Annotated in this window: 19 protein-coding genes and 1 pseudogene; 13 read left to right on the top strand and 7 right to left on the bottom strand. The window is 73.3% G+C overall.

What is annotated here, in order from left to right; all coding sequences use genetic code 11:
• Window positions 1-2: 2 nt before the first annotated feature.
• On the bottom strand, window positions 3-968 hold the full coding sequence (locus tag HG542_RS00100; RefSeq protein WP_171077860.1) for an FAD-dependent oxidoreductase: 966 nt from the start codon (window positions 966-968) through the stop codon (window positions 3-5).
• Window positions 969-1,037: 69 nt separating this feature from the next.
• On the opposite strand from HG542_RS00100, the gene HG542_RS00095 reads away from it, so the two are divergent.
• The 4 genes from HG542_RS00095 to HG542_RS00080 all read left to right on the top strand — a co-directional run bounded on the left by HG542_RS00095 (window position 1,038) and on the right by HG542_RS00080 (window position 9,550).
• Window positions 1,038-2,051: an oxidoreductase gene (locus HG542_RS00095; RefSeq protein WP_171077859.1), complete on the top strand. Its 1,014-nt coding sequence runs from the start codon at window positions 1,038-1,040 to the stop codon at window positions 2,049-2,051.
• A 126-nt stretch (window positions 2,052-2,177) separates the two neighbouring features.
• A complete protein-coding gene (locus HG542_RS00090; protein WP_171077858.1) occupies window positions 2,178-3,815 on the top strand; it encodes an ABC-F family ATP-binding cassette domain-containing protein in 1,638 nt (545 codons plus the stop codon).
• Between the two features lie 307 nt (window positions 3,816-4,122).
• Window positions 4,123-8,106, top strand: coding sequence for a Pls/PosA family non-ribosomal peptide synthetase (locus HG542_RS00085; RefSeq protein WP_171077857.1), 3,984 nt, complete (start codon window positions 4,123-4,125; stop codon window positions 8,104-8,106).
• Window positions 8,107-8,122: 16 nt separating this feature from the next.
• The gene (locus HG542_RS00080) at window positions 8,123-9,550 is read left to right on the top strand and encodes a M1 family metallopeptidase (RefSeq protein WP_171077856.1); all 1,428 of its coding nucleotides are present in this window, start codon (window positions 8,123-8,125) and stop codon (window positions 9,548-9,550) included.
• Between the two features lie 169 nt (window positions 9,551-9,719).
• On the opposite strand, the gene HG542_RS00075 is transcribed toward HG542_RS00080, so the two are convergent.
• The 3 genes from HG542_RS00075 to HG542_RS00065 are packed head-to-tail and all read right to left on the bottom strand — an operon-like array spanning window position 9,720 to window position 13,787.
• Window positions 9,720-12,044, bottom strand: a complete 2,325-nt coding sequence (locus HG542_RS00075) for a Tex family protein (protein ID WP_171077855.1) — start codon at window positions 12,042-12,044, stop codon at window positions 9,720-9,722.
• A 60-nt stretch (window positions 12,045-12,104) separates the two neighbouring features.
• Window positions 12,105-12,983, bottom strand: a complete 879-nt coding sequence (locus tag HG542_RS00070) for an SCO6745 family protein (protein ID WP_171077854.1) — start codon at window positions 12,981-12,983, stop codon at window positions 12,105-12,107.
• Window positions 12,984-13,037: 54 nt separating this feature from the next.
• Window positions 13,038-13,787 carry an enoyl-CoA hydratase/isomerase family protein gene (locus tag HG542_RS00065; protein ID WP_171077853.1) on the bottom strand — a complete coding sequence of 250 codons (750 nt, stop codon included), beginning with the start codon at window positions 13,785-13,787 and terminating at the stop codon, window positions 13,038-13,040.
• A 67-nt stretch (window positions 13,788-13,854) separates the two neighbouring features.
• Between HG542_RS00065 and HG542_RS00060 the strand changes: the two genes are divergently transcribed.
• Entirely contained in the window at window positions 13,855-14,439 is a 585-nt protein-coding gene (locus HG542_RS00060; RefSeq protein WP_171077852.1) for an HdeD family acid-resistance protein, read from the top strand.
• Window positions 14,440-14,568: 129 nt separating this feature from the next.
• Window positions 14,569-15,066, top strand: a complete 498-nt coding sequence (locus HG542_RS00055) for an ATP-binding protein (RefSeq protein ID WP_171077992.1) — start codon at window positions 14,569-14,571, stop codon at window positions 15,064-15,066.
• Here HG542_RS00055 and idi read toward each other — a convergent pair.
• The 3 genes from idi to galE form a co-directional block, all read right to left on the bottom strand.
• Window positions 15,041-15,613 (bottom strand): isopentenyl-diphosphate Delta-isomerase, encoded by a 573-nt coding sequence (gene idi / locus HG542_RS00050; protein ID WP_373313176.1) that lies wholly within the window; start codon window positions 15,611-15,613, stop codon window positions 15,041-15,043. The two genes, HG542_RS00055 and idi, sit on opposite strands and share 26 nt — an antisense overlap.
• Window positions 15,614-15,777: 164 nt before the next feature.
• Entirely contained in the window at window positions 15,778-16,722 is a 945-nt protein-coding gene (locus tag HG542_RS00045; protein WP_171077850.1) for a cation diffusion facilitator family transporter, read from the bottom strand.
• Between the two features lie 159 nt (window positions 16,723-16,881).
• Complete coding sequence (gene galE, locus HG542_RS00040; RefSeq protein WP_171077849.1) at window positions 16,882-17,868, bottom strand: UDP-glucose 4-epimerase GalE; 987 nt, start codon at window positions 17,866-17,868, stop codon at window positions 16,882-16,884.
• A 186-nt stretch (window positions 17,869-18,054) separates the two neighbouring features.
• Here galE and HG542_RS00035 point away from each other — a divergent pair, with 186 nt between their 5' ends.
• The 7 genes and pseudogenes from HG542_RS00035 to HG542_RS34630 all read left to right on the top strand — a co-directional run.
• On the top strand, window positions 18,055-19,833 hold the full coding sequence (locus HG542_RS00035) for a DUF5941 domain-containing protein (RefSeq protein ID WP_171077991.1): 1,779 nt from the start codon (window positions 18,055-18,057) through the stop codon (window positions 19,831-19,833).
• Complete coding sequence (locus tag HG542_RS00030) at window positions 19,830-20,567, top strand: phosphocholine cytidylyltransferase family protein (RefSeq protein ID WP_171077848.1); 738 nt, start codon at window positions 19,830-19,832, stop codon at window positions 20,565-20,567. The genes HG542_RS00035 and HG542_RS00030 overlap by 4 nt, the downstream gene beginning before the upstream one ends.
• The gene (locus tag HG542_RS00025; protein ID WP_171077847.1) at window positions 20,555-21,616 is read left to right on the top strand and encodes an iron-containing alcohol dehydrogenase family protein; all 1,062 of its coding nucleotides are present in this window, start codon (window positions 20,555-20,557) and stop codon (window positions 21,614-21,616) included. The genes HG542_RS00030 and HG542_RS00025 overlap by 13 nt, the downstream gene beginning before the upstream one ends.
• On the top strand, window positions 21,594-22,373 hold the full coding sequence (locus HG542_RS00020) for a CDP-alcohol phosphatidyltransferase family protein (RefSeq protein WP_171077846.1): 780 nt from the start codon (window positions 21,594-21,596) through the stop codon (window positions 22,371-22,373). Before HG542_RS00025 ends, HG542_RS00020 begins: the two co-directional genes overlap by 23 nt.
• Before the next feature lie 14 nt (window positions 22,374-22,387).
• A complete protein-coding gene (locus tag HG542_RS00015) occupies window positions 22,388-23,269 on the top strand; it encodes a glycosyltransferase family 2 protein (RefSeq protein ID WP_373313175.1) in 882 nt (293 codons plus the stop codon).
• A 78-nt stretch (window positions 23,270-23,347) separates the two neighbouring features.
• A complete protein-coding gene (locus tag HG542_RS00010; protein ID WP_171077844.1) occupies window positions 23,348-24,283 on the top strand; it encodes an ABC transporter permease in 936 nt (311 codons plus the stop codon).
• Window positions 24,276-24,452, top strand: a pseudogene (locus tag HG542_RS34630) (ABC transporter ATP-binding protein); the annotation flags it as partial. The gene HG542_RS00010 and the pseudogene HG542_RS34630, both read left to right, overlap by 8 nt.

Below are 24,452 nucleotides of genomic sequence, written 5' to 3'. Positions count from 1 at the left end.
GCTTACGAGCCTCCCACCAACTCCGCCACCGCCTCCGCGCACCCCCACGACACCGTCACACCGGCACCCCCGTGCCCGTAGTTGTGCACCAACATCCCCCCGCCCGGCAGGGTTTCCGACTCCAGGCGTACCGCCGCCCGGGCCGGCCGCAGGCCGACCCGGTGGGCCAGGACGCGGGCCTGGCCCAGGCCCGGATGGACCCGTGCGCACCGCGCGATGATCGCCTGTGCCGTCGACGGCACAGGCGACCGGTCCCACACATGGCTGCGCGCCGTCCCGCCGAGCACCACCCCGTACGGCTGCGGGAAGACGTACACGGAGTCGGTCCCCCGCTCGTCGGCCTCCGCTTCCGCGAACCATTCGTGCACGCCCGGGTTCTCCACCACGACGAGCTGGCCCTGCACGGGATACACCCCGGGATCGGGCACCAGATGACGCGCCCCGAGCCCGGTGCAGTTGACCACGGCCGGTGCCCGGCGTGCCGCCTCGGCGAGCGAGGAGACCGGGCGGCCGGGCATGACCGCGCCGCCTGCAGCGGCCAACCGCCGCTGCAGGTAGGCGAGATGGGCGGGCATGTCCAGCAGCGGCACATGCACCCGCACGGCGCGCCCGTACCCCGGCGGCAGTTCGCCCCGCATCGCGGCCCGCAGCCCGGGCACCCCGGCTGCCCACGGTCCGAGCTCCGCGGGGCCGGCCCCCGCGTACGTACCGGCGACCATGCGCACCCCGGTCTCCGCCGGCCGCGCGGCGAGCGCGGCCAGGACCGTCAGCGAGCGCAACGACCAGGCGGCCACGGCCTCTTGGGGGTCGATCCGGTACGGCCACCACAGTGCGCCCGCCACCGCCGACGTGGTCTCCGCCGGGGCCTCCCGGCTCCACACCGCGACCCGGAGCCCGCGCTCCGCCAGCACGACCGCACTGGTCAGTCCGGCTATCCCGGCACCGACCACGATCACATCGCTCGCCATGGGCCGACGGTACCGGCGAATTCCCCGCCTCCGGGCTCGAAGTGGCAGACAGAGGGGAATACTCCGGGCATGGCAGCGTACGCGACCTTCGGGCTGGCCCCGGCGACGCGCGCCGGCGCGCTCCTCGCCGACGGGGCGTACGAAGTGCACCGGGAATTCCTGGACTTCGTCGTGGACGGCAGGCCGTTGCTGGCCCGGCTCGCCGACGTCGACGGCGTCTCGCCGCTCGCCGCCGACCTCGGGCCCACGGTCTTCACCTCGCAGGTGCGCGCCCTGCTGCTGGAGGGCCTGCCGCCGCTGCCCGGCGGACGGCACGTGCTCTACGCCTGCCCGGAGTGCGAGGGGCTGGAGTGCGGGGTGGTCACGGCCGTCATCGAGCGGGACGGCGCGGACGTGGTGTGGCGGGACTTCGTCTGGCAGACGGCTCCGGCGCCCGACCCGGTGCGCGACGGCTACCGCGGGGTGGGCCCGTTCCGCTTCCGCTCCGCCGAGTACCGGGCCGTCCTGGAGCGGCTGCTCGCGGACGGGGTGTGCGGGGCCCGCCGGGTCCTGCTGGTGGGGCCGCGCGTCGCCCTGTTCGCCCGGCTCGCGGCGGCCCTGCGGTCGATCGGCATAGGAGCCGAGATCACCCGGGACGCGGCGGGGGCGCACGCGGCGGAGATCCGCACATACGGGGCCGTCGCGTTCGAGCGGGACGTGGGGGAGGACGAACGGGCCGCGGTGCGGGCCGCCTTCGCGGCCGCCGGTTCGGACGCCGTCTTCATAGAGGCCCCCGCCCCGGCCGTCCCGCTGCTCGTCGCCCAGGTCGAACAGGCCCTCCAGCACGCGTCGCACACACTGCGCCGGCTCACGGGGCTGACCGCGGGCGCGGGGCGGGCGCACGTCGGGGTGGCCGCCGCCTGCCGGGTCCGGCTCACCGGCTACCGGCAGTGCCGTTTCCGCCGCATCCGCACCGTCGAGGTGTTCGAGGGCCGGCTGGAGCCGGGCGAGCACGCCGTGCCGCTGGACGCCCGGCTGCGTGCGGGCGCCTTCGTCGTCGCCCGCACCACGGGGGACGTCCTGGTCGCCCGGCTCACGGCCTGAGGCTCCTGCCTGCGGGTCCTGCGGGTCCTGCGGGTCCTGCAGGCGAACGTCCGGAGAAAACGCCGGGAAAAGTATGGGAAAACCATTACTGTGCGAATCCTGTGAGCGGATAGAGTTTCCGCTGCCATGACTGCAACGCTCGTCGCCAAGGACCTCGCCGCCGCACACGGCGACCGCACCCTCTTCTCGGGGCTCGACCTGGTCGTCGCCCCCGGCGACGTCATCGGCCTGGTCGGGGCCAACGGCGCGGGCAAGTCCACCCTGCTGCGCCTGCTCGCCGGGCTCGGCACCCCCGACGAGGGCACGGTGCACACGGGCCCCGCCTCGGCGACCGTGGGACATCTGCCGCAGGAGCCCGAACGGCGCGAGGGCGAGACGGTCGGCGCCTTCCTCGCCCGCCGCACCGGTGTCGCGGCCGCCCAGGCCGCACTCGACGCCGCCACGCAGGAGCTGGTCGACGGGGCGCCGGGCGCGGACGACGCCTATGCCGTCGCTCTGGAGCGCTGGCTCGGCCTCGGCGGCGCCGACCTGGAGGAACGCGCCGAGGAGGTCGTCGCCTCGCTCGGCCTCACCGTCGGGCTCGACCGGCCGATGACGGCCCTCTCCGGCGGCCAGGCCGCCCGGGCCGGCCTCGCCTCGCTGCTCCTCAGCCGGTACGACGTCTTCCTGCTCGACGAGCCGACCAACGACCTCGACCTGGACGGCCTGGCCCGCCTGGAGGAGTTCGTCACCGGGCTGCGCGCCGGGACGGTGCTCGTCAGCCACGACCGCGAGTTCCTCGCCCGCACCGTGGACCAGGTCCTCGAACTCGACCTCGCCCAGCAGCAGGTCAACCTCTACGGCGGCGGCTACGAGGCCTACCTGGAGGAGCGCGCGACCGCCCGCCGGCACGCCCGCGAGGCGTACGAGGAATATGCGGACACCCGCGCCGGCCTGGAGGCCCGGGCCCGTACCCAGCGCAACTGGATGGACAAGGGCGTCCGCAACGCCCGCCGCAAGGCCACCGACAACGACAAGATCGGCCGCAAGTTCCGCTCCGAGGCCACCGAGAAGCAGGCCGCCAAGGCCCGCCAGACCGAGCGGCTCATCGAGCGGCTGGACGTCGTCGAGGAGCCCCGCAAGGAGTGGGAGCTGCGCATGGAGATCGCCGCCGCGCCCCGTTCCGGCGCGGTGGTGGCCACCCTGCGCGGCGCGGCGGCCCGGCGCGGTGCCTTCGCCTTCGGCCCGGTGGACCTGCAGATCGACTGGGCCGACCGGGTCGCGATCACCGGCGCCAACGGCTCGGGGAAGTCCACGCTGCTCGCGGCCCTGCTCGGCCGGCTGCCTCTGGAGGCGGGCAGTGCCGCGCTCGGCCCGGGCGTGGTCGTGGGCGAGGTGGACCAGGCGCGGGCCCTGTTCTTCGGGGACGAGGCGCTGCTGGACGCCTTCGGGGCGGCGGTGCCCGACACGGCGCCCGCCGACGTCCGCACCCTGCTCGCCAAATTCGGCCTGAAGGCGGCGCACGTGCTGCGCCCCGCGGCCACGCTCTCGCCCGGCGAGCGCACCCGCGCCGCGCTGGCCCTGCTCCAGGCCCGCGGCGTCAACCTGCTCGTCCTGGACGAGCCCACCAACCACCTCGACCTGCCCGCGATCGAACAGCTGGAATCGGCGCTGGCCTCCTACCGGGGCACGCTGCTCCTGGTCACCCACGACCGGCGGATGCTCGACGCGGTGCACACCACCCGGCGGATCGAGGTCGCCGAGGGCCGGATCACCGAGCGCTGAGACTCCGGCCGGTCCGGACGGGTGATCCGGTGACCGAAAACAACGCCAGGTACAGGCCAAGTCTTCCCCAAGGCACGGTCACGCTGGGTGACGCGTTTGGTCGTGTTTCAGAGGTGTTACGACGCCTTGGAAACCGCGTCCTGAGGGCGATTTGAATCGTTGATGGGATGGTGCGGCACCCGTTCGATTTACGGAACGTTGGTCCCCGGTTTCCGAACCAGTGGCAACCTGCCTTCGTCTGTAGGGGGCGAACGCGTCCACCGGACGTGAGCACCACCTTTTGACGTCGAAAAAGAGGCACACACACATGCCGCCGACCCTTCCAGGCCACTTGCCCGCTCCACGAGGTCCGCTCGTGGGGACGGCGCGCTACGGCAGCGCACCGCCGCCGCCGGAGCGCACCCTCCTCGACGTGCTCGACTCGACCGCCGCCGCCCACCCCGACGCGCCGGCCATCGACACCGGCACCGAGGTGCTGACCTACCGCGCCCTGTGCGCCGAGGTCGCCTCGCGTGCCGAGATGCTCCGCAGCGCAGGCGCCGGCCCGGGCGACCGCATCGGCATCCGGATCCCCTCCGGTACCGCGGACCTGTACCTCTCCGTGCTCGCCGTGCTGCGCTGTGGCGCCGCCTACGTGCCCGTCGACGCCGACGACCCGGACGAGCGTGCCACCACCGTCTTCCGCGAGGCGAACGTCGGCCTGGTGCTGGGCGCCGACGGCCGCATCACCCCGGGGCCCGCCCCCGCCACCGGCGCCGCTCTCGGCCGCCCCGCGACGCCGGACGACGACGCCTGGATCATCTTCACCTCCGGCTCCACCGGCGCCCCCAAGGGCGTCGCCGTCAGCCACCGCAGCGCGGCCGCCTTCGTCGACGCCGAGGCCCGGCTCTTCCTCCAGCAGCAGCCGCTGGCCCCCGGCGACCGGGTGCTGGCCGGGCTGTCCGTCGCCTTCGACGCCTCCTGCGAGGAGATGTGGCTGGCCTGGCGGCACGGCGCCTGCCTGGTCCCCGCCCCGCGCTCCCTGGTGCGGGCCGGCCACGAGCTCGGCCCCTGGCTCGTCCAGCGCGGCATCACCGTCGTCTCCACCGTGCCCACCCTCGCCGCGCTGTGGCCCCCGGAGTCCCTGGACCGGGTGCGGCTGCTGATCGTCGGCGGCGAGGCCTGCCCCGCCGAGCTCGTCGACCGCTTCGCCGTGCCCGGCCGCGAGATGTGGAACACCTACGGGCCCACCGAGACCACCGTCGTCGCCTGCGCCGCCCGGATGTTCCCCGGCCGCACCGTGCGCATCGGCCTGCCGCTCGACGGCTGGGAGCTCGCCGTCGTGGACGAGTCCGGCGAGCCGGTCCCCTTCGGCGCCGAGGGCGAACTCGTCATCTCCGGTGCCGGCGTGGCCCGATACCTCGACCCCGTCAAGGACGCCGACAAGTTCCGTCCTTCCGCGGCCCTCGACACCCACCGCGCCTACCGCACCGGCGACCTCGTGCGCGCCGACCCCGAGGGCCTGGTCTTCGCCGGCCGCGCCGACGACCAGATCAAGCTCGGCGGACGCCGCATCGAGCTCGGTGAGATCGACGCCGCCCTCAGCGCCCTGCCCGGTGTGCTCGGCGCCGCGGCGGCCGTGCGCACCACCCCGGCCGGCGGCCAGATCCTCGTCGGCTATGTGGTGACCGGGGCCGGCTACGACGGGCAGGACGCCCGCAAACGGCTCCAGGAGCGGCTGCCCGCCGCCCTCGTGCCCGTGCTGGCCGAGATCGAGGACCTGCCCACCCGCACCTCCGGCAAGGTCGACCGCAACGCCCTCCCGTGGCCGCTGACCACCGCCGACACCGGCGACGGCCCGGACGCCGACCGCGAGCTGTACGGCACCGCGGCCCGGCTCGCCGACCTGTGGGAGAAGCTCGTCGGCTTCCGCCCCACCGCCGACTCCGACTTCGTGGCCATGGGCGGCACCAGCCTGACCGCCGCCCGTATGGCCTCCACCCTGCGCGAGACCCACCCCGGCGTCTCCGTCGCCGGCCTCTACCAGCACACCGTGCTGCGCGACATGGCCGTGTACATCGACTCGCTCGCCCCGCAGGCACCGCAGAGCGACCTCCCGCCCCGCCGGGTCCGGCCCGTGCGCCGCCGCACCGGCGCCGCGCAGATCGCGGTGCAGTGCGCCCTCTTCGGCGTCCAGGGCCTGCGCGGCGTGGTCGGTCTCGCCCTCGCGGACAACGTGCTCGGCCTCCTCGCCCCCCGGGCCTGGGCGCCGCACACCGCCTGGTGGATGGTGATCGTCGGCTGGTTCGTCCTGTTCAGCGCCCCCGCCCGGCTCGCCATCGGCGCCGCCGCGGCCCGGCTGCTGACCCGCGGCATCACCCCCGGCGTCCACCCGCGCGGCGGCCGCGTCCACCTGAAGCTGTGGACCGCCGAGCGGATCGTCTCCTCCTTCGGCGTCCCCGCCCTCCTCGGCACCCCGTGGGCCGCCCGCTACGCCCGCGCCCTCGGCTGCTCGGCCGGCCGGCACGTCAACCTCCACGCCATGCCGCCCGTCACCGGCCTCGCCTCCTTCGGCGACCGGTGCAGCGTCGAACCCGAGGCCGACATCTCCGGCTGGTGGCTCGACGGCGAGGACCTGCACATCGGGACCGTCCGCATCGACGCCGACGCCCGCGTCGGCCACCGCACCATGCTGATGCCCGGCGCCTCCCTCGGCGCCGGCGCCGAACTCGCCGCGGGCGCCTGCCTGGACGGCCACGTCCCGGCGGGGGAGATCTGGGAAGGTTCCCCGGCCCGTCCCGCCCCCGGCGGTCACGGTGGACTCCGCTCCGCCGGCGCGCCCGGCGACCCGCTCGCCTGGCCCGCCCCGCGCCGCGGCCGCTCCCGCCGCTGGGACCTCGCCTACGCGCTGACCCTGCTCGGCCTGCCGCTGGTGTCGCTCGTCGCCTCCGCACCCGCCCTCGTGGGCACGTACTTCCTGGTCAAGGGCGCCACGACGCTGTCCTCGGCCGGACTGCTGCTGCTCGCCGCGGTGGCGCCCGCCACCCTCGTCACCACCGTGTGCGGCCTGCTGCTCGTCGCCGCCCTGGTCCGGATCCTGGGCCGGGGCATCGTCCCCGGCGTCCACCCGGCCTGCGGCGGGGTCGCCTGGCGCGCCTGGCTCGTCAACCGGCTGCTGACCGACGCCCGGGCCACCTTCTTCCCGCTCTACGCCAGCCTCGGCACCCCCGTGTGGCTGCGCCTGCTGGGCGCCCGCGTGGGCCGGCGCGCGGAGGTCTCCACCGTCCTGCCGTTGCCCTCGCTGCTCAGCGTCGACGACGGTGCCTTCCTCGCCGACGACACCCTCGTCGCCCCCTACGAACTGCGCGGCGGCTGGCTGAAGCTGGGCCGCGCCCACGTCGGGCGGCGCGCCTTCGTCGGCAACTCCGGCATCGTCGGCCCCGGCCGCACCGTGCCCGACAACGGCCTGGTCGGCGTCCTCTCCGACGCCCCCGAGCACAGCGAGCCCGGCAGTTCCTGGCTCGGCCGCCCCGCGATGCCGCTGCCGCGCGTGGCCACCCAGGGCGACGCGGGCCGCACCTTCGACCCGCCGCGCCGGCTCGTCCTGGCCCGCGCCGCCGTCGAGATCTGCCGCCTGCTGCCGCTGATGGTCGGCTTCGCGATCGGCCTGGGCGTGTTCCTCGTCGAGCAGGACGCCTTCGACAAGGGCGGCCCCGGACTCGCCGCCCTGCTCGGCGCTCCGCTGCTGCTGGCCGCCGGCCTCGCCGCCGCGCTCACCGCGACCGCGGCCAAGTGGCTGCTCATGGGCCGCTTCAAGGCCGGCGAGCAGCCGCTGTGGAGCTCCTTCGTCTGGCGCAACGAGCTGTACGACGTCTTCGTGGAGTCCCTCGCCGTGCCCTTCTTCGTGGGCCCCTTCACCGGCACCCCCGTGCTCAACTGGTGGCTGCGCAGCCTGGGCGTCCGCATCGGGCGGGGCGTCTGGTGCGACACGCACTGGCTGCCCGAGACCGACCTCATCACCCTCGAGGACGGGGTCAGCGTCAACCGGGGCTGCGTCCTGCAGACCCACCTCTTCCACGACCGGATCATGCGCATGGACGCCGTTCACCTCGCCGAGGGCTCCTCGCTGGGCCCGCACGGCATCGTGCTCCCCGGCAGCTCCGTCGGCGCGCACACCTCCGTCGGCCCGTCCTCGCTCGTGATGCGCGGCGAGAGCGTGCCCGCCGGGACGCGCTGGACCGGCAACCCCATCGCGGGCGAGCCGCAGGTGCCCGTCACGGCAGGTGCCGCCACCCCGGAGTACGCGGCATGACGGGCGGCACCCCGCGATGACGCTCAGGGAGCGGTTCCCGTGCAGCCGCCGCACCGTGCTCACGGCTGCGGCGGCCCTCCCGCTCACCGCCGCGGCGGCCGCCGACACCGGCGGCCCCGCGCGGTTCCCGAGCACGGAGCGCTACTTCCCGCGGCAGGGCTCCGACGGCCACCGCACCCTCGCCTACGACCTGCGGCTGGCCTACGACCCCGAGCGGGCCTGGCTCGACGGGCACGCCCGTATCGAGGCCGTCGCCGTCGAGCGCACCGGCCGGATCGCCCTCGACCTGGCGAAGCTGAAGGTCGGCTCCGTCGAACTGGACGGGGAGGCGGTGGCCTTCCACCGCCGCGACGGCAAGATCCTCATCACCGCGCCGCGGGAACTGGCGCCCGCCCAGCCGTTCGCCCTCGATGTGCGCTACAGCGGGCGGCCCGCCCCCGTGCACACCTCCTTCGGCCCCATCGGCTGGGACCGCACCGGCGACGACCACGACGGCACGCTCGTCGCCTCCCAGCCGGTCGGCGCGCCGTCGTGGTTCCCCTGCAACGACCGGCCCGACGACAAGGCCGCCTACACCTTCACGGTGACCGTGCCCCGGGGCCACCAGGTCCTGGCCAACGGCACGTTGCAGGACCACCGGGAACTGGACGACGGCACCGCACGCTGGACCTACCACCATCCCGGGCCCATGGCCCCCTACCTCGCCGCCGTCTACACGGGGCGCTTCCTCCACACCACCGTCCCCGACGGGCACGCACCGGTCCCGGTGCGCAACGCATACCCGGCCGACCTCGCCGAGGAGGCCCGGCACGACCTGGCGCGCCAGCCCGAGATGCTGCGGGCGTTCACCGAGCTGTTCGGGCCGTACCCCTTCGAGGCGTACGGCGCCGTCGTCGTCGACGCGGAGCTGGCCGAGCCGGTGGAGAACCAGACGCTGTCCGTCTTCGGCAGCAACCACATGGACGGGCAACGCGGTTCCGAGACGCTCGTGGCGCACGAGATCGCCCACCAGTGGTTCGGCAACAGCGTCGGCCTGTCCGACTGGCAGCACATCTGGCTCAACGAGGGCTTCGCCACGTACGCGGAGTGGCTGTGGTCGGAGCACATCGACGAGGACGACGCGGACACGCTCGCGCGTGAGGCCTGGGCCGATCTGGCGGGACGCCGCCAGACGCTGCGCATCGCGGACCCGGGGCACCGGCACCTCTTCGACGACCGCATCTACGTCCGGGGCGCGTGCACGCTGCACGCGCTGCGGCTGGCGGTCGGGGACGACCGCTTCTTCACGGTGCTGCGGTCATGGCACGAAGTGCACCGGGGCGGCAGCGCCGACACGGAGATGTTTCTCCGGCACGCGGAGCGGGTCGCAGGTCGCCCGTTGGGCGACCTGCTGCATCCGTGGCTGTACGAGAAGGCGTTGCCGGCGTTGCTGGCGACCCCGTAGCGGGGGCGCCCCGTCAGGGGCGCGGGGAACTGCGCGACAAGCCCCCACCGGCTCGCAGTTCGACGCACCGCCCCCGGAGGTCCGGGGCGCAGCCCCGGGATTGTCGACTGCGGGCGCGTCGTGGTTGCTCGCGCAGTTCCCCGCGCCCCTTACGGGGCGCGGGGGGCGGTCAGCCCTTGGGGCCCAGCAAGCCCGCGCGGCGCAGCGCATCCGCCATCGCGCCGTCCGCCGGCGCGGCAGCAGGCTTGCCGCCGCGCGGGGCACCGCCCTTGCGCTGGCGCGGCGCGGAGCGCCGTTCCCCGCCGCCGGCCGGTGCCGGCGCCGCCGAGTCCTCCAACCTGAGCGTCAGCGAAATCCGCTTGCGCGGAACATCCACCTCCAGCACCTTCACCCGCACGATGTCCCCCGGCTTCACCACGTCCCGCGGGTCCTTGACGAACGTCTTCGACATCGCCGACACGTGCACCAGACCGTCCTGGTGCACGCCGACATCCACGAACGCCCCGAACGCGGCCACGTTCGTGACGACGCCCTCCAGCACCATCCCCGGCTCCAGGTCGCCGATCTTCTCGACGCCCTCCTTGAACGTGGCCGTCTTGAACGCCGGCCGCGGGTCGCGGCCCGGCTTCTCCAGTTCGCGCAGGATGTCCGTGACCGTCGGCAGACCCACCGCGTCGCTGACGAAGTCCTGCGGCCGCAGCGAGCGCAGCACCGCGGTGTTGCCGATGAGCGAGGCGACCTCGCCGCCCGTCGTCTTCACCATCGCCCGCACCACGGGGTACGACTCGGGGTGCACGCTCGACGCGTCCAACGGGTCGTCGCCGCCGCGGATGCGGAGGAAGCCCGCGCACTGCTCGTACGCCTTGGGGCCGAGGCGCGCCACGTCCTTCAGCGCCTTGCGGCTGCGGAACGGCCCGTTCGCGTCCCGGTGCGCCACGATGTTCTCGGCGAGGCCCGCGCCGATGCCCGACACCCGTGAAAGCAGCGGCGCGGACGCGGTGTTGACGTCGACGCCGACACCGTTGACGCAGTCCTCGACGACCGCGTCGAGCGAGCGCGACAGCTTCACCTCGGACAGGTCGTGCTGGTACTGGCCGACACCGATCGACTTGGGGTCGATCTTGACGAGTTCGGCGAGCGGGTCCTGCAGACGGCGCGCGATCGAGACGGCGCCGCGCAGCGACACGTCGAGATCCGGCAGCTCCTGCGAGGCGAAGGCGGAGGCGGAGTACACGGAGGCGCCGGCCTCCGAGACCATCACCTTCGTGAGCTTCAACTCCGGGTGCCGCGCGAGGAGATCGGCGGCCAGCCGGTCCGTCTCGCGGGAGGCCGTGCCGTTGCCGATGGCGACGAGCTCGACGTCGTGCTCGCGGGCGAGCCGGGCCAGGGTGGCGAGGGAGGCGTCCCACTTGTTCTGCGGGACGTGCGGGTAGATCGTCTCGGTGGCGGCCACCTTGCCCGTCGCGTCCACGACGGCCACCTTCACGCCCGTGCGGAAACCGGGGTCGAGGCCCATCGTGGCGCGCGTGCCGGCGGGGGCGGCGAGCAGCAGATCCCGCAGGTTGGCGGCGAAGACGCGCACCGCCTCGTCCTCCGCCGCCTGGCGCAGCCGCAGCCGCAGGTCGATGCCGAGGTGGACGAGGATGCGCGTGCGCCAGGCCCAGCGCACGGTGTCGCCGAGCCACTTGTCGGCGGGGCGGCCGCGGTCGGCGATGCCGAAGCGCCGCGCGATCGCCTGCTCGTACGCCGTCGGTCCCGCCGCGGCGGACGGCTCCTCCGGCTCCAGCGTGAGGTCGAGGACCTCCTCCTTCTCGCCGCGCAGCATGGCCAGCACCCGGTGCGAGGGCAGGGCGGTGAAGGGCTCGGCGAAGGAGAAGTAGTCGGCGAACTTGGCGCCCGCCTCCTCCTTGCCGTCACGCACCTTCGCCGCCAGGCGGCCCCGCGTCCACATGCGCTCGCGCAGCTCGCCGATGAGGTCCGCGTCCTCGCCGAACCGCTCGGTCAGGATGGCCCGCGCGCCCTCCAGCGCGGCGGCCGCGTCCGCAACTCCCTTGTCCGGGTCGACGAAGGCCGCCGCGGCGGCCGCCGGCTCGGTGCCGGGGTCGCCCAGCAGCCCGTCGGCGAGCGGCTCCAGCCCGGCCTCGCGCGCGATCTGCGCCTTGGTGCGCCGCTTGGGCTTGAAGGGCAGGTAGATGTCCTCCAGCCGGGCCTTGGAGTCGGCCTCGCGGATCCGCGCCTCCAGCTCCGCGTCCAGCTTGCCCTGGGACCGCACGGACTCCAGGATCGCGGCCCGCCGGTCCTCCAGCTCCCGCAGGTAGCGCAGCCGCTCCTCGAGGGTGCGCAGCTGTGCATCGTCCAGCGCCCCGGTCGCCTCCTTGCGGTAACGGGCCACGAAGGGCACGGTCGCGCCGCCGTCGAGCAGTTCGACGGCGGCCTTGACCTGCCCTTCCCGCACGCCGAGTTCCTCGGCGATCCTGCCTTCGATCACGATCACGCTCTGCTTTCTCCCGGGAGCCGTGACCTGTCATTGTGGCAGGATCCGCGATGAGGAACCTCAGGCCCTGCCCCTCAGATCCGCCGGAAAGGCACCCCCCTTGACCAGGGCGGTGGTGAAGCCCGTCATCAGCTCGATCAGGCGCTCGATGCCGTCGGCGCCCAAGTGCACGTACGGGGCACGGTCCAGGCGGTCCGTCTCGCGTTCGATGTCCTCGCGCAGCGCGTCGCCCTCCGCCGTCAACCCGCCCTCGGCGTCCAGCAGTCCGCGCCCGTGCAGCCGGTCCTTGGCCGCGTCCAGCTCGTCCTCGGTCCAGCCGCGCATGGTGACCAGCCAGTTGCGCGCCATCCCCTTGCCGGTGGCGCTGTGGGTGACGAGCGCCTCGACGGGGTCGAGCCCGGAGTGGCCGAGGGCGATCAGGTGGCCGTCGCCGCGGTGTTCGCGCAGCAGGGTGGCGGCATGCCACAGGGCGAGGTGCGGCGCGTCGGGCACGGGCAGGTCGGCGTGGGCCGCGTACAGCGGGCGGACCGCTCGCTCGCACGCCTCCGCGGCCCGCAGCGCGAGCCCGGCCGCCTCGGTCATCCCGGCGGAGGAGACGGCCTCTTCGCCGAGCAGCCGCCGCAGGTGGCCGTCGACGGCCCGCAGCCGGGCGTCCAGCACCTGCTCGGGCGAGGCGATGTCCCAGACGTGCGGCACGTGCTGCGCGATCACGTCGTGCTTGAAGCTGTGGAACGTGGCCGTGACGACCCCCGCGCCGACACGGCCGAACGCTGCGCTGCGCCCGGCGAAGTAGACGGCACGGCCCTTCTCGATGCCGAGCGCCGTCAGTTCCCGGGTGATCTCCGGGGCGAAGTAGTGGGCGGCATGGAAGGGGTTGACGACGGTGTTGCAGCGCCTCGGGGCGTCCGCGGGCACATCCGATCCCGATGTAATGGTCATGTACCAGTACGTTACCGACTGGTTGGTACAGCGGGAAGGTTCCGGGTGGTTGTCTCAGGCGCCCGTCCAGCCGAATTGCGGAGTGCGGCGTTCCAGAAACGCCGCCACCCCCTCCGCCGTCTCCCCGCTCCTGCGGGCCTCCAGGGGCCACTCGGCGCCGTCCCCGTCCGTCGTCAGGGCCGTCTTCGCCGCCACCTGGGTCAGCAACGACCGCCCCGCCAGCACCTCCGCGAACTCCGTCACCCGGGGCCCCAACTCCTCCTCCGGCCATACCTCGTCCACCAGGCCCACCCGCAGCGCCCGTTCGGTGTCGATCAATTCCGCGGAGAACAGCAGGTACTTGGCCGCAGCCGGTCCGACGAGACTCGCCAGCCGCCGGGTGGAGACCGCCGGGTAGGCGATCCCCAGCCGGGCCGGGGTCACCCCGAACTTCGCCCCCTCCGCGGCGAACCGCAGGTCGCACGCGGCGGCGAGCTGGCAGCCGCCGCCCACGCAGTGGCCGCGGACCGCGGCGATCGTGGGTTTGGGGAAGGCGGCCAGTGCCTCCTCGGCCGCCACCGCCAGGCCCTGCGGGCCCGCACCGTGGTCGGCGGCGAGGGTGGAGATGTCCGCCCCGGCGCAGAACGTCCCGCCCTCGCCGGTCAGGACGAGCACGCGCACGGCCGGATCGGCGGCGCACTGCTTCAGCAGGTCCGGCAGCGCCTGCCACATCTCCGTGGTCATGGCGTTCCGCTTGGCCGGGTGGTCGATGCGGACGGTCGCGGTGGCACCGGTGACGTCCAGGTGCAGTGCTGCGGGCTCCATGCGCCGGATGCTATCCGGCACCGGCGCCCCTATGATCAAGATCAGGGGGCGCTGTGAGGAGGCGCTCATGCCCAAGGCACGATCGAGGCGGCTGAGCCGCGGTTTCGGGGTGCTGGCCCTGCTCGGCGGGATCCTGGTGCTCGCGGGGGTGGTGGGCCTCGCCTACGCCGCCTTCGCGACCCTCACCACGATGCTGCTCTTCGGCTGGCTGCTGCTGATCGGCGGCGTCGTGGGCCTGCTGCACGCCGTCCAGTCGCGGGCGAGCAACTACTTCTGGCTGGGCGTGGTGGTGGCCGCGCTGAACATCGCGGCCGGTGTCGTGGTCATCAAGATGCCCGTGAACGCGGCCGCGGCACTGACGATGTTCGCGGCGCTGCTGTTCCTCACCGGCGGTGTGTTCCGCCTGGTGGGCAGCCTGGTGGTGCGCGGCCCGCAAATGGCCTGGACGCTGCTGCAGGGCGCCTTCGATCTCCTGCTGGGCATCCTGGTGCTGGCCGACTGGCCGCACAGCAGCCTCTATGTGATCGGTACGTTCATCTCGCTGGCCCTGCTCTTCGACGGGCTCGGGCTGATCGCCCTCGGCGTCGGCGGCAGGCGGGCCGTGCGCTCTGTGAATAGTGAACTTGACAACCAGGAACGGTCGCGTGAGTGACCGCGGCATACGCACCCGGTCAAATCCCGTCGATACGTGCCGACTTCCGTTCAGGGGGCCGGTACGGACGGTTGAACTCCCAACACTCGACGTGTGCGGTCGAGCCACGGCGAGGGGTTGGTATCGGACATGGAGATCCTCGGGAGTGCCCCCAAGGGGCCCAGCCGGGCGGTGGCGCCCCCGCCCCGCAGACCGGGCGGCTACGAGGGCAGCTGGCGGCTGACCGTCCCGTCGCTCGACTGCTCCGTCCCGGGCGCCCGGCACGCCGTCCGCGACCTGATCGCCCGTCAGGGCGTGCCGATCCGCCCGGACCTGCTGCACGGCCTGCTGCTGATCGTCTCCGAGCTGGTCACCAACGCCGTCCAGCACGCGGCCCTGCTCTCGCCGGAGGTGGGCGTCGAGGTCTCCATCGGCCCGGCCTGGGTACGGGTGGCCGTCGAGGACAGCCACCCGTACCGGCCCCGGCCGATGGAGGTCGGCGACGAGTGCACCGGCGGCCGCGGCCTGCTGCTCGTGCAGGCCGTCGTCGAGGAGGCCGGCGGCTGCCACGACGTGGAGCACACTGCCGGGGGCGGCAAGGTGGTCTGGGCCGCCCTGCCGCTCACCAGCCCGCAGCGGGGCCGGTGAGCTCCCGGACCACCGGCCGGGCGGCGTCCAGCACCGTCATGAACCACGCGGAGAACTCGGCCTTCTCCCGCAGCGCGTCGAGCTCGGCGGGCGTCACGAACGCCGTCTCCCCGATCTCCGCCGGGTCCGGGCGCGGGGTGTCCCGCACGATCCCGGCGAAGAGGTGGTTGTACTCCTGCTCGACCAGGCCCGAGGCCGGGTCGGGGTGGTTGTAGCGGACCGTTCCCGCCTCGCGCAGCAGCGCGGGCGCGACGCCCAGCTCCTCCGCCGTGCGCCGGGCCGCCGCGACGAACGGCGGCTCCGCCGGGTACGGGTGCCCGCAGCAGGTGTTCGACCAGACGCCGGGGGAGTGGTACTTGCCCAGCGCCCGGCGCTGCAGCAGCAGCCGGCCGCTGTCGTCGAAGAGGAAGACCGAGAAGGCGCGGTGCAGCCTGCCGGGTGCGACATGGGCGGAGAGCTTCTCGGCGGTGCCGATCGTCCTGCCGCTCTCGTCGACGAGCTCCAGCATGATCGGTTCGGCGGTGCTGTCGTCTGACGTCATCGGCATGACCATTCCCTCGTTCTCGGTCTCGTCCCTGGAGTCTGCCTCAGAAACGGCGCCCGGTGCGCCCCGTCAGGGGCGCTGGGGGTACCCCCAGCGGTAGCTGGGGGAGGAACTGCGCGAGCAACCACCGACGGCCCGCAGCCGAAGTACCGCACTTCCGGCGGAGCCTAGTGGCACAGCCTCGCCTCGTGCTCCGCGTGCCCGCTGGGCTCCAGCTGGAAGGTGCAGTGCTCGACGTCGAAGTGCTCGCCCAGGCAGCCCTGCAGGTCGTGCAGCATCTTCTCGTGCCCGGCCGAGTCCAGCGCCTGCGGGTCCACGACCACGTGCGCGGAGAGCACCGGCATGCCCGAGGTGATCGTCCACACATGCAGGTCGTGCAGGTCCTCCACGCCCGGCAGGGCCATGATGTGCGCCCGTACCTCGCCCATGTCGACGTTCTTCGGCGCGGCCTCCAGGAGCACGTCCAGCGCCTCCCGCAGCAGCTTCACCGTGCGCGGCACGATCATCAGGCCGATCAGCAGCGAGGCGACCGGGTCCGCCTGCTTCCAGCCGGTGGCCATGATGACCAGCGCCGAGATCACCACGGCCAGCGAACCGAGGGCGTCCGAGAGGACCTCCAGGAACGCCCCGCGCACATTGAGGCTCTCCTTCTGGCCGCGCATCAGCAGCGCCAGCGAGACGAGGTTGGCGACGACGCCCACCAGGCCGAAGAGCACGGTCGTCCCGCCCGGCACCTCGGTGGGCTCCACCAGCCGCTGCACGGCCTCGAAGAGGATGAACCCGCCGACGCCGAGCAGCAGCAGGCAGTTCAGCAGTGCCGCCAGGATCTCCGCCCGCGCATAGCCGTAGGTGCGCCGGCCGCCGGCCGGCCGGTTCGCGAAGTGGATCGCCACCAGCGCCATGCTCACCCCCACCGCGTCCGTGGCCATGTGGCCCGCGTCCGCGATCAGTGCCAGCGAGCCGGTCAGCGCGCTGCCGACGATCTCCGCGACCAGCACCGTCAGGGTGATGCCCAGAGCGATACGCAGCCGGCCCTTGTAGGCGGCGGCCGCGGTGCCGCTCGTCGGCGGGGGTCCCCCGTGCGAGTGGCCGTGGTCGTGCCCTGCACCCATTGATACGCCGCCTCTCCCGAGCGCTCGCCCAAACGGCCGGCGGGGGCCGGCCGGGACCCCAGTGAACTACGGGTGGGGGGTATTGGCAACGCGGCACTGAACACCGTTGTCATTGCCTCTGACCTGCGGCGATGCGGCAGCGCCAGGGCGGCGCCGTGATCAGCGAAGACGTGCCTCCGGGTGGTGCAGGCACCATCCCTCCCAGGCCGAGGAGACCATGCTGCGGAGGTCGTGCCGGGCGGTCCAGCCGAGCTCGTCGGCGATCGTCGCGTTCGACGCCACGACCCGCGCCGGGTCGCCCGGACGGCGCGGCGCGACCTCGGGCGCCAGGTCCGTACGGCCGGTGATCTCCCCGATCAGATCCGCCATCTCGCGCACGGACACCCCGCGGCCGGTGCCGACGTTGAGCGTCAGGTCCCCGCCGCCGGTCCGCCCGGCGAGCCGGCGGGCGGCGGCCAGGTGGGCGGTGGCCAGGTCCTCGATGTGGATGTAGTCACGGACGCAGGTGCCGTCCGGCGTGTCGTAGTCGGCGCCGAAGATCTTCGGACGCTCCCCGCGGGTGATCCGGTCGAACATCATCGGGATGATGTTGAAGATCCCGGTGTCGGCCAGCTCCGGCCGGGCCGCGCCCGCGACGTTGAAGTAGCGCAGGCAGGCCGTGGAGATCCCATACGCGGCCCCCGTCGCCCGCACCAGCCACTCGCCCGCGAGCTTGGTCTCGCCGTAGGGGTTGATCGGCAGGCACGGGGTCCGCTCCGTGACGAGGTCCACATCCGGCATGCCGTAGACGGCCGCGGAGGACGAGAAGACGAAGCTGCCGATCCCGGCGGCCACCACCGCCTCCAGCAGCACGGTCAGGCCGTGCAGGTTCTCCCGGTAGTAGAGCAGGGGCTTCTCGACCGACTCCCCGACCTGCTTCTTCGCCGCGAGGTGCACCACACCCGCCACGTCCAGGTCGGCGAGGGCGCGGTCCAGCAGCTCCCGGTCCGCGACCGAGCCCTGCACCAGCGGGACGCCCTCGGGCAGCCGGACGGCCCGGCCCGAGGACAGGTCGTCCAGGACGGCCACCTTCTCCCCGGCCTCCACCATCGCCCGCGCTACGTGCGCCCCGATATATCCGGCTCCGCCTGTGATCAGCCACGTCATGCAGGGCACCCTATTCCAGCCGAGGAACCCGAAGGCCCGCCCACACGTCCTGTCAACCGGGGAAGACCGACCGGTGCACGTGCGGTGAACGGCGACTTCCGGTGATCCGATAGCCTCTGCCGACGTGCCGTGCGCCGCCCCGCAGCCGGGCCCTGCGCGCCGTCAGCTTCCAAGGAGTGAGTTCGTCTGTCGACCGCCATCCTCACCGGTCCGCCGCCCGCGGGCTCGTCCCTCGAGGACGACCTGCGAGAGCTCGGCTTCGACGTGCGCGTGGCGGCGGACGCGGCCACGTTGCGTGACGGGCTCGCGGCCGTGCCCGCGACGGAGCGGGTCGCCCTGGTGGACCCCGGCTTCGTCGGCCACGTCCACGCCCTGCGACTGGCCCTCACCGACCCGCGCTTCCCGGCGGCGGCGGTGGAGGGCGCGTTGTCGGTGCAGTCCGAGGCGCGTGGCGCACTGACGCGCGCCGTCACGGAGGGCGAGGCCGTGGGCGCCGTCACCGCCCGCCTCGAAGCCGAAGGCGTCCCCGTGCACCGTCCCGAGCTCGGGGTGCTCGTCGCCGCCGTTCCCGCCGACGACGACACCCGGACCAAGGCCCTCGCCGAGGTGGCCTCCGTCGACGACGAGGCCGTCCGGCTGCGCAGTGCCGTGAAGTCCCGCGACGGCTTCTTCACCACCTTCTGCATCAGCCCGTACTCCCGCTACATCGCCCGCTGGTGCGCCCGGCGCGGTCTCACCCCCAACCAGGTGACCACCGCCTCGCTGCTCACCGCCCTGATCGCGGCCGGCTGTGCCGCGACCGGCACCCGGGGCGGGTTCGTCGCGGCGGGCGTGCTGCTGATCGCCTCGTTCGTCCTGGACTGCACCGACGGGCAGCTCGCCCGTTACTCCCTGCAGTACTCCACGCTCGGCGCCTGGCTCGACGCGACCTTCGACCGCGCCAAGGAGTACGCGTACTACGCGGGCCTGGCGATCGGCGCCGCCCACGGCGGCGGCCACGACGACGTGTGGGCGCTCGCGCTGGGCGCCATGGTCCTGCAGACCTGCCGCCACGTGGTCGACTTCTCCTTCACCGAGGCCAACCACGACGCCACGGCCAACACCAGCCCCACCGCCGCCCTCTCCGACCGGCTCGACAGCGTCGGCTGGACCGTCTGGGCCCGCCGCATGATCGTCCTGCCGATCGGCGAGCGCTGGGCGCTGATCGCGGTCCTGACCGCGCTCACCACGCCGCGCATCGTCTTCACCGTGCTGCTGATCGGCTGCGCCGTGGCCGCCTGCTACACCACCGCCGGCCGCGTCCTGCGCTCGCTGACGCGGAAGGCCCGCCGCACCGACCGCGCCGCGCAGGCGCTGGCGGACCTGGCCGACTCCGGGCCGCTCGCCGAGCTGTCCGCGCGGGTCACCGCGCGACGCCCCGGCGGTGGCGCCACGGCACCGGTCCTCGCCTTCGCGGGCACGGGCGTGCTGCTGCTCCTGCTGTGGTGGCACGCGGCCCCGGGCTGGTGGCCGGTCCTCGGCGCGGGGCTGTACGCGGTCTTCGCGGGCGCGGCGGTCGCCCGCCCCCTCAAGGGCCCGCTCGACTGGCTCGTCCCGCCCGCCTTCCGTGCGGCCGAGTATGTGACGGTCCTGATCCTGGCGGCCCGCTCCGGCGCCCCCGGCGCCCTCCCGGCGGCATTCGGCCTGGTGGCCGCGGTCGCCTACCATCACTACGACACGGTGTACCGCATCCGCGGCGGCACCGGGGCGCCCCCGCACCGGCTGGTGCGGGCGGTCGGCGGGCACGAGGGGCGGGTCCTGGCGGTCACGACCGCCGCCGCCCTCTGGCAGCACGGCCAGGGATTCGCCATCGCGCTGACGGTCCTCGCCGTCGCCATCGCGCTTGTGGTGCTCGGCGAGAGCATCCGGTTCTGGGTGTCCTCCGGGGCACCCGCAGTTCACGACGAAACAGGAGAACCCGCATGATCGGCCTCGTGCTGGCCGCCGGCGCCGGACGGCGTCTGCGCCCCTACACCGACACCCTCCCGAAGGCCCTGGTGCCGGTGGACGGCGAGACGACCGTCCTCGACCTCACGCTGGCCAACTTCGCCGAGGTCGGCCTGACCGAGGTCGCGATCGTCGTCGGCTACCGCAAGGAGGCCGTGTACGAGCGCAAGGAGGCGCTGGAGGCGAAGTACGGCCTGAAGCTGACCCTGATCGACAACGACAAGGCCGAGGAGTGGAACAACGCCTACTCCCTGTGGTGCGCCCGTGACGTCCTCGGCCGCGGTGTGATCCTCGCCAACGGCGACACCGTCCACCCGGTCTCCGTCGAGAAGACGCTGCTCGCCGCCCGCGGCGACGGCCAGAAGATCATCCTCGCCCTCGACATGGTGAAGCACCTCGCCGAAGAGGAGATGAAGGTCGTCGCGGACGCCGAGAAGGGCGTCCAGAAGATCACCAAGCTGATGGACCCGGCCCGCGCGACCGGCGAGTACATCGGCGTCACCCTCATCGAGCCCGAGGCCGCCGCCGAGCTGGCCGACGCCCTGAAGACCACCTTCGAGCGCGACCCCGACCTCTACTACGAGGACGGCTACCAGGAGCTCGTCAACCGCGGCTTCAAGGTCGACACGGCCCCCATCGGCGACGTGAAGTGGGTCGAGATCGACAACCACGACGACCTCGCCAAGGGCCGGGAGATCGCGTGCCAGTACTGACGAGGCTCATCCCCTCGCCGGTCGTCGTCGACATCCGCGCCGGAGCGCTGAACGACCTGGCCGACGTCCTCGCCGACCAGCGCATCTCCAGCTCCGGCAAGCTGGCCGTCGCCATCAGCGGCGGCTCGGGGGCGGCGCTGCGCGAGCGGCTCGCCCCCGCGCTGCCCGGCGCCTCCTGGTACGAGGTCGGCGGCGGCACGCTGGACGACGCGATCCGGCTCGGCGACGCGATGAAGTCCGGCCGCTACGACGCGGTCGTCGGCCTCGGCGGCGGCAAGATCATCGACTGCGCCAAGTACGCCGCGGCGCGGATCGGCCTGCCGCTGGTGGCCGTCGCCACCAACCTCTCGCACGACGGCCTGTGTTCGCCCGTCGCGACCCTGGACAACGACGCGGGCCGCGGCTCCTACGGCGTGCCCAACCCGATCGCCGTCGTGATCGACCTGGACATCGTCCGCCAGGCGCCGGTGCGCTACGTCCGCTCCGGCATCGGCGACGCGATCTCCAACATCTCCTCCGTCGCGGACTGGGAGCTCTCCCACCGCGAGACCGGCGAGGCGATCGACGGACTGGCCGCCGCCATGGCCCGCCAGGCCGGCGAGGCCGTGCTCCGGCACCCCGGCGACGTGGGCGACGACGGTTTCCTGCAGGTGCTGGCCGAGGGGCTGGTGCTCACCGGCATCTCGATGTCCGTGGCCGGCGACAGCCGCCCGGCCTCCGGCGCCTGCCACGAGATCAACCACGCCTTCGACCTCCTCTACCCCAAGCGCGCCGCCAGCCACGGCGAGCAGTGCGGCCTCGGTGCCGCCTTCGCGATGCACCTGCGCGGTGCCCGCGAGGAATCCGCGCTGATGGTCGAGGTGCTGCGGCGGCACGAACTGCCCGTGCTGCCGGGCGACATCGGCTTCACCGACGACGAGTTCGTCAGAGCGGTGGAGTACGCGCCCCAGACCCGCCCCGGGCGGTACACCATCCTGGAGCACCTCGACCTCTCCACCGATCAGATCAGGGACGCATTCGCCGACTATGCAGAAACCGTCAGTCGCTGAACTGCGTCCGGTCGTCCACCCCGCGGGTGTGAAGGACCGGCGCAGCGGTGAGCACTGGGCCGGCCGCCTCTACATGCGGGAGATCTCGCTGCGGGTGGACCGGTACCTGGTGAACACCAGGGTCACGCCCAACCAGCTCACCTACCTGATGACCGTCGCGGGCGTCCTCGCGGCCCCGGCCCTGCTGGTGCCGGGGATCGCGGGCGCCGTGCTCGGCGTGGTCGCCGTCCAGCTCTACCTGCTGCTGGACTGCGTCGACGGCGAGATCGCCCGCTGGAAGAAGCAGTACTCGATCTCCGGGGTCTACCTGGACCGGGTCGCCGCCTACCTGTGCGACGCCGCGGTCCTCGTCGGCCTGGGCCTGCGCGCCGCCGACCTGTGGGGCGGCGGCCGGATCGACTGGCTGTGGGCCTTCCTCGGCACGCTCGCCGCGCTCGGCGCCGTCCTGATCAAGTCCGAGACGGACCTCGTCGGCGTCGCCCGCCACCAGGCCGGCCTGCCGCCGGTCAAGGAGTCGGCCGCCGAGCCGCGTTCGTCCGGCATGGCGCTGGCCCGCAAGGCCGCCGCCGCGCTGAAGTTCCACCGCCTGGTCCTCGGCATCGAGGCGTCCCTGCTGATCCTGGTCCTCGCGATCGCGGACACGGTGCACGGAGGCCTGTTCTTCACCCGCCTCGGCACCGCCGTCCTCGCGGGCATCGCGATGCTGCAGACCCTGCTGCACCTCGTGTCGATCCTGGCGTCCAGCAGGCTGAAATGAGGAGCGAGAACACCATGAAGCTCGGCGCCGTCGTGCTGACCATGGGCAACCGCCCCGAGGAGCTGCGGGCCCTGCTGGAGTCCGTCGCCAAGCAGGACGGCGACCCCATCGAGGTCGTCGTGGTGGGCAACGGTTCCCCGCTGCCCCCGCTGGCCGTCCCCGGGCTGACGGTCCGCACCGTCGAACTGCCCGAGAACGTGGGCATCCCGGCCGGCCGCAACGTCGGCATCGAGGCCTTCGGGCCCGCCGGGCGGGACGTCGACGTCCTGCTCTTCCTCGACGACGACGGACTGCTGCCCGGCCAGGACACGGCCGAACTGTGCCGCGCCGCCTTCACGGCCGACCCGAAGCTCGGCATCATCAGCTTCCGCATCGCCGACCCCGACACCGGCGAGACCCAGCGCCGCCATGTGCCGCGCCTGCGGGCCTCCGACCCGATGCGCTCCTCGCGCGTGACCACCTTCCTCGGCGGCGCCAATGCCGCGCGCACCCGGGTGTTCGCCGACGTCGGCGGGCTGCCGGACGAGTTCTTCTACGCCCACGAGGAGACCGACCTCGCCTGGCGGGCGCTGGACGCGGGCTGGATGATCGACTACCGGTCGGACATGGTGCTCCACCACCCGACCACGGCCCCCAGCCGGCACGCGGTCTACCACCGCATGGTGGCGCGCAACCGCGTGTGGCTCGCCCGCCGCAACCTTCCCGCGCCCCTGGTCCCCGTCTACGTCGGCGTGTGGCTGCTGCTCACCCTCGCGCGGCGCCCGTCGCTCCCCGCGCTGCGCGCGTGGTTCGGCGGTTTCCGCGAGGGCTGGACGACGCCGTGCGGCCCGCGGCGCCCCATGAAGTGGCGTACCGTGTGGCGCCTGACCCGACTGGGCCGTCCGCCTGTGATCTGACAGGCTCGTGTCCGAGAGAGCCGGGCGCGGTCCGGGGTATCACTCCGGCAGCGCATCCCGAGGACGAGAGTGCCGACTGTGAGCGAGACAACGCACGACGGCGCGGTCGCCATGAGTGCCCCGCCGTCACCCGACAACGGTCTGACCGCCGCCGAGCTGGCCGGCAAGTACGGTCTCGCGGTGAGCGGCGCCCGGCCCGGACTCGCCGCGTACGTACGGCAGCTGTGGGGGAGGCGGCACTTCATCGCCGCCTTCTCCAGCGCCAAGCTGACCGCCCAGTACACCCAGGCCAAGCTGGGCCAGGTCTGGCAGGTGGCGACGCCCCTGCTGAACGCCCTGGTCTACTACTTCATCTTCGGCGTCCTGATGAACACCAAGCGGGGGATGTCGACGAACACGTTCATCCCCTTCCTGGTGACGGGTGTGTTCGTCTTCACCTTCACGCAGAGCTCGGCGATGGCGGGCGTGCGCGCGATCTCGGGCAACCTGGGCCTCGTACGGGCGTTGCACTTCCCGCGGGCGGCGCTGCCGATCTCCTTCGCGCTCCAGCAGCTCCAGCAGCTGCTGTACTCGATGCTCGTGCTCGTCCTGGTGCTGGTGAGCTGCGGCCACATGCCCCGTATGTCGTGGATCCTCGTGGCGCCGGTGCTCCTGCTGCAGTTCTTCTTCAACACGGGCCTGGCGCTGGTCCTGGCCCGGATGGGCAGCAAGACGCCGGACCTGGCGCAGCTGCTGCCGTTCATCATGCGGACGTGGCTGTACGCGTCCGGCGTGATGTACCCGCTGGTCTACAACCTCAAGCGGGCCCACGCGGCCCCGTGGCTGATCGACGTGATGAGCGCCAACCCGGCCGCCGTCTACATCGACCTGATGCGTCATTCGCTCATGGGCCATCTGAGGACGTCTCCGCTGCCGCACCATGCGTGGCCGCTGGCGCTCGGCTGGGCCGTGCTGGTCGGCGTCGGCGGTTTCGTGTACTTCTGGAAGGCTGAGGAGCGGTACGGCCGTGGCTGATGAGCTGATCCCCACCGTCATCGCCGATGACGTCCACATCGTGTACCGCGTCTACGGTGCCGACACCGGGCGGGGGAGTGCGACGGCGGCGCTGAACCGGATCGTCAAGCGCCGGCCGAGCGTGGGCGTCCGCGAGGTCCATGCGGTCAAGGGCGTGAGCTTCACGGCC

Source organism: Streptomyces morookaense (genome assembly GCF_013030945.1).
Lineage (GTDB): Bacteria > Actinomycetota > Actinomycetes > Streptomycetales > Streptomycetaceae > Streptomyces > Streptomyces morookaensis.
This window is presented reverse-complemented; position numbering and strand designations above follow the sequence as displayed.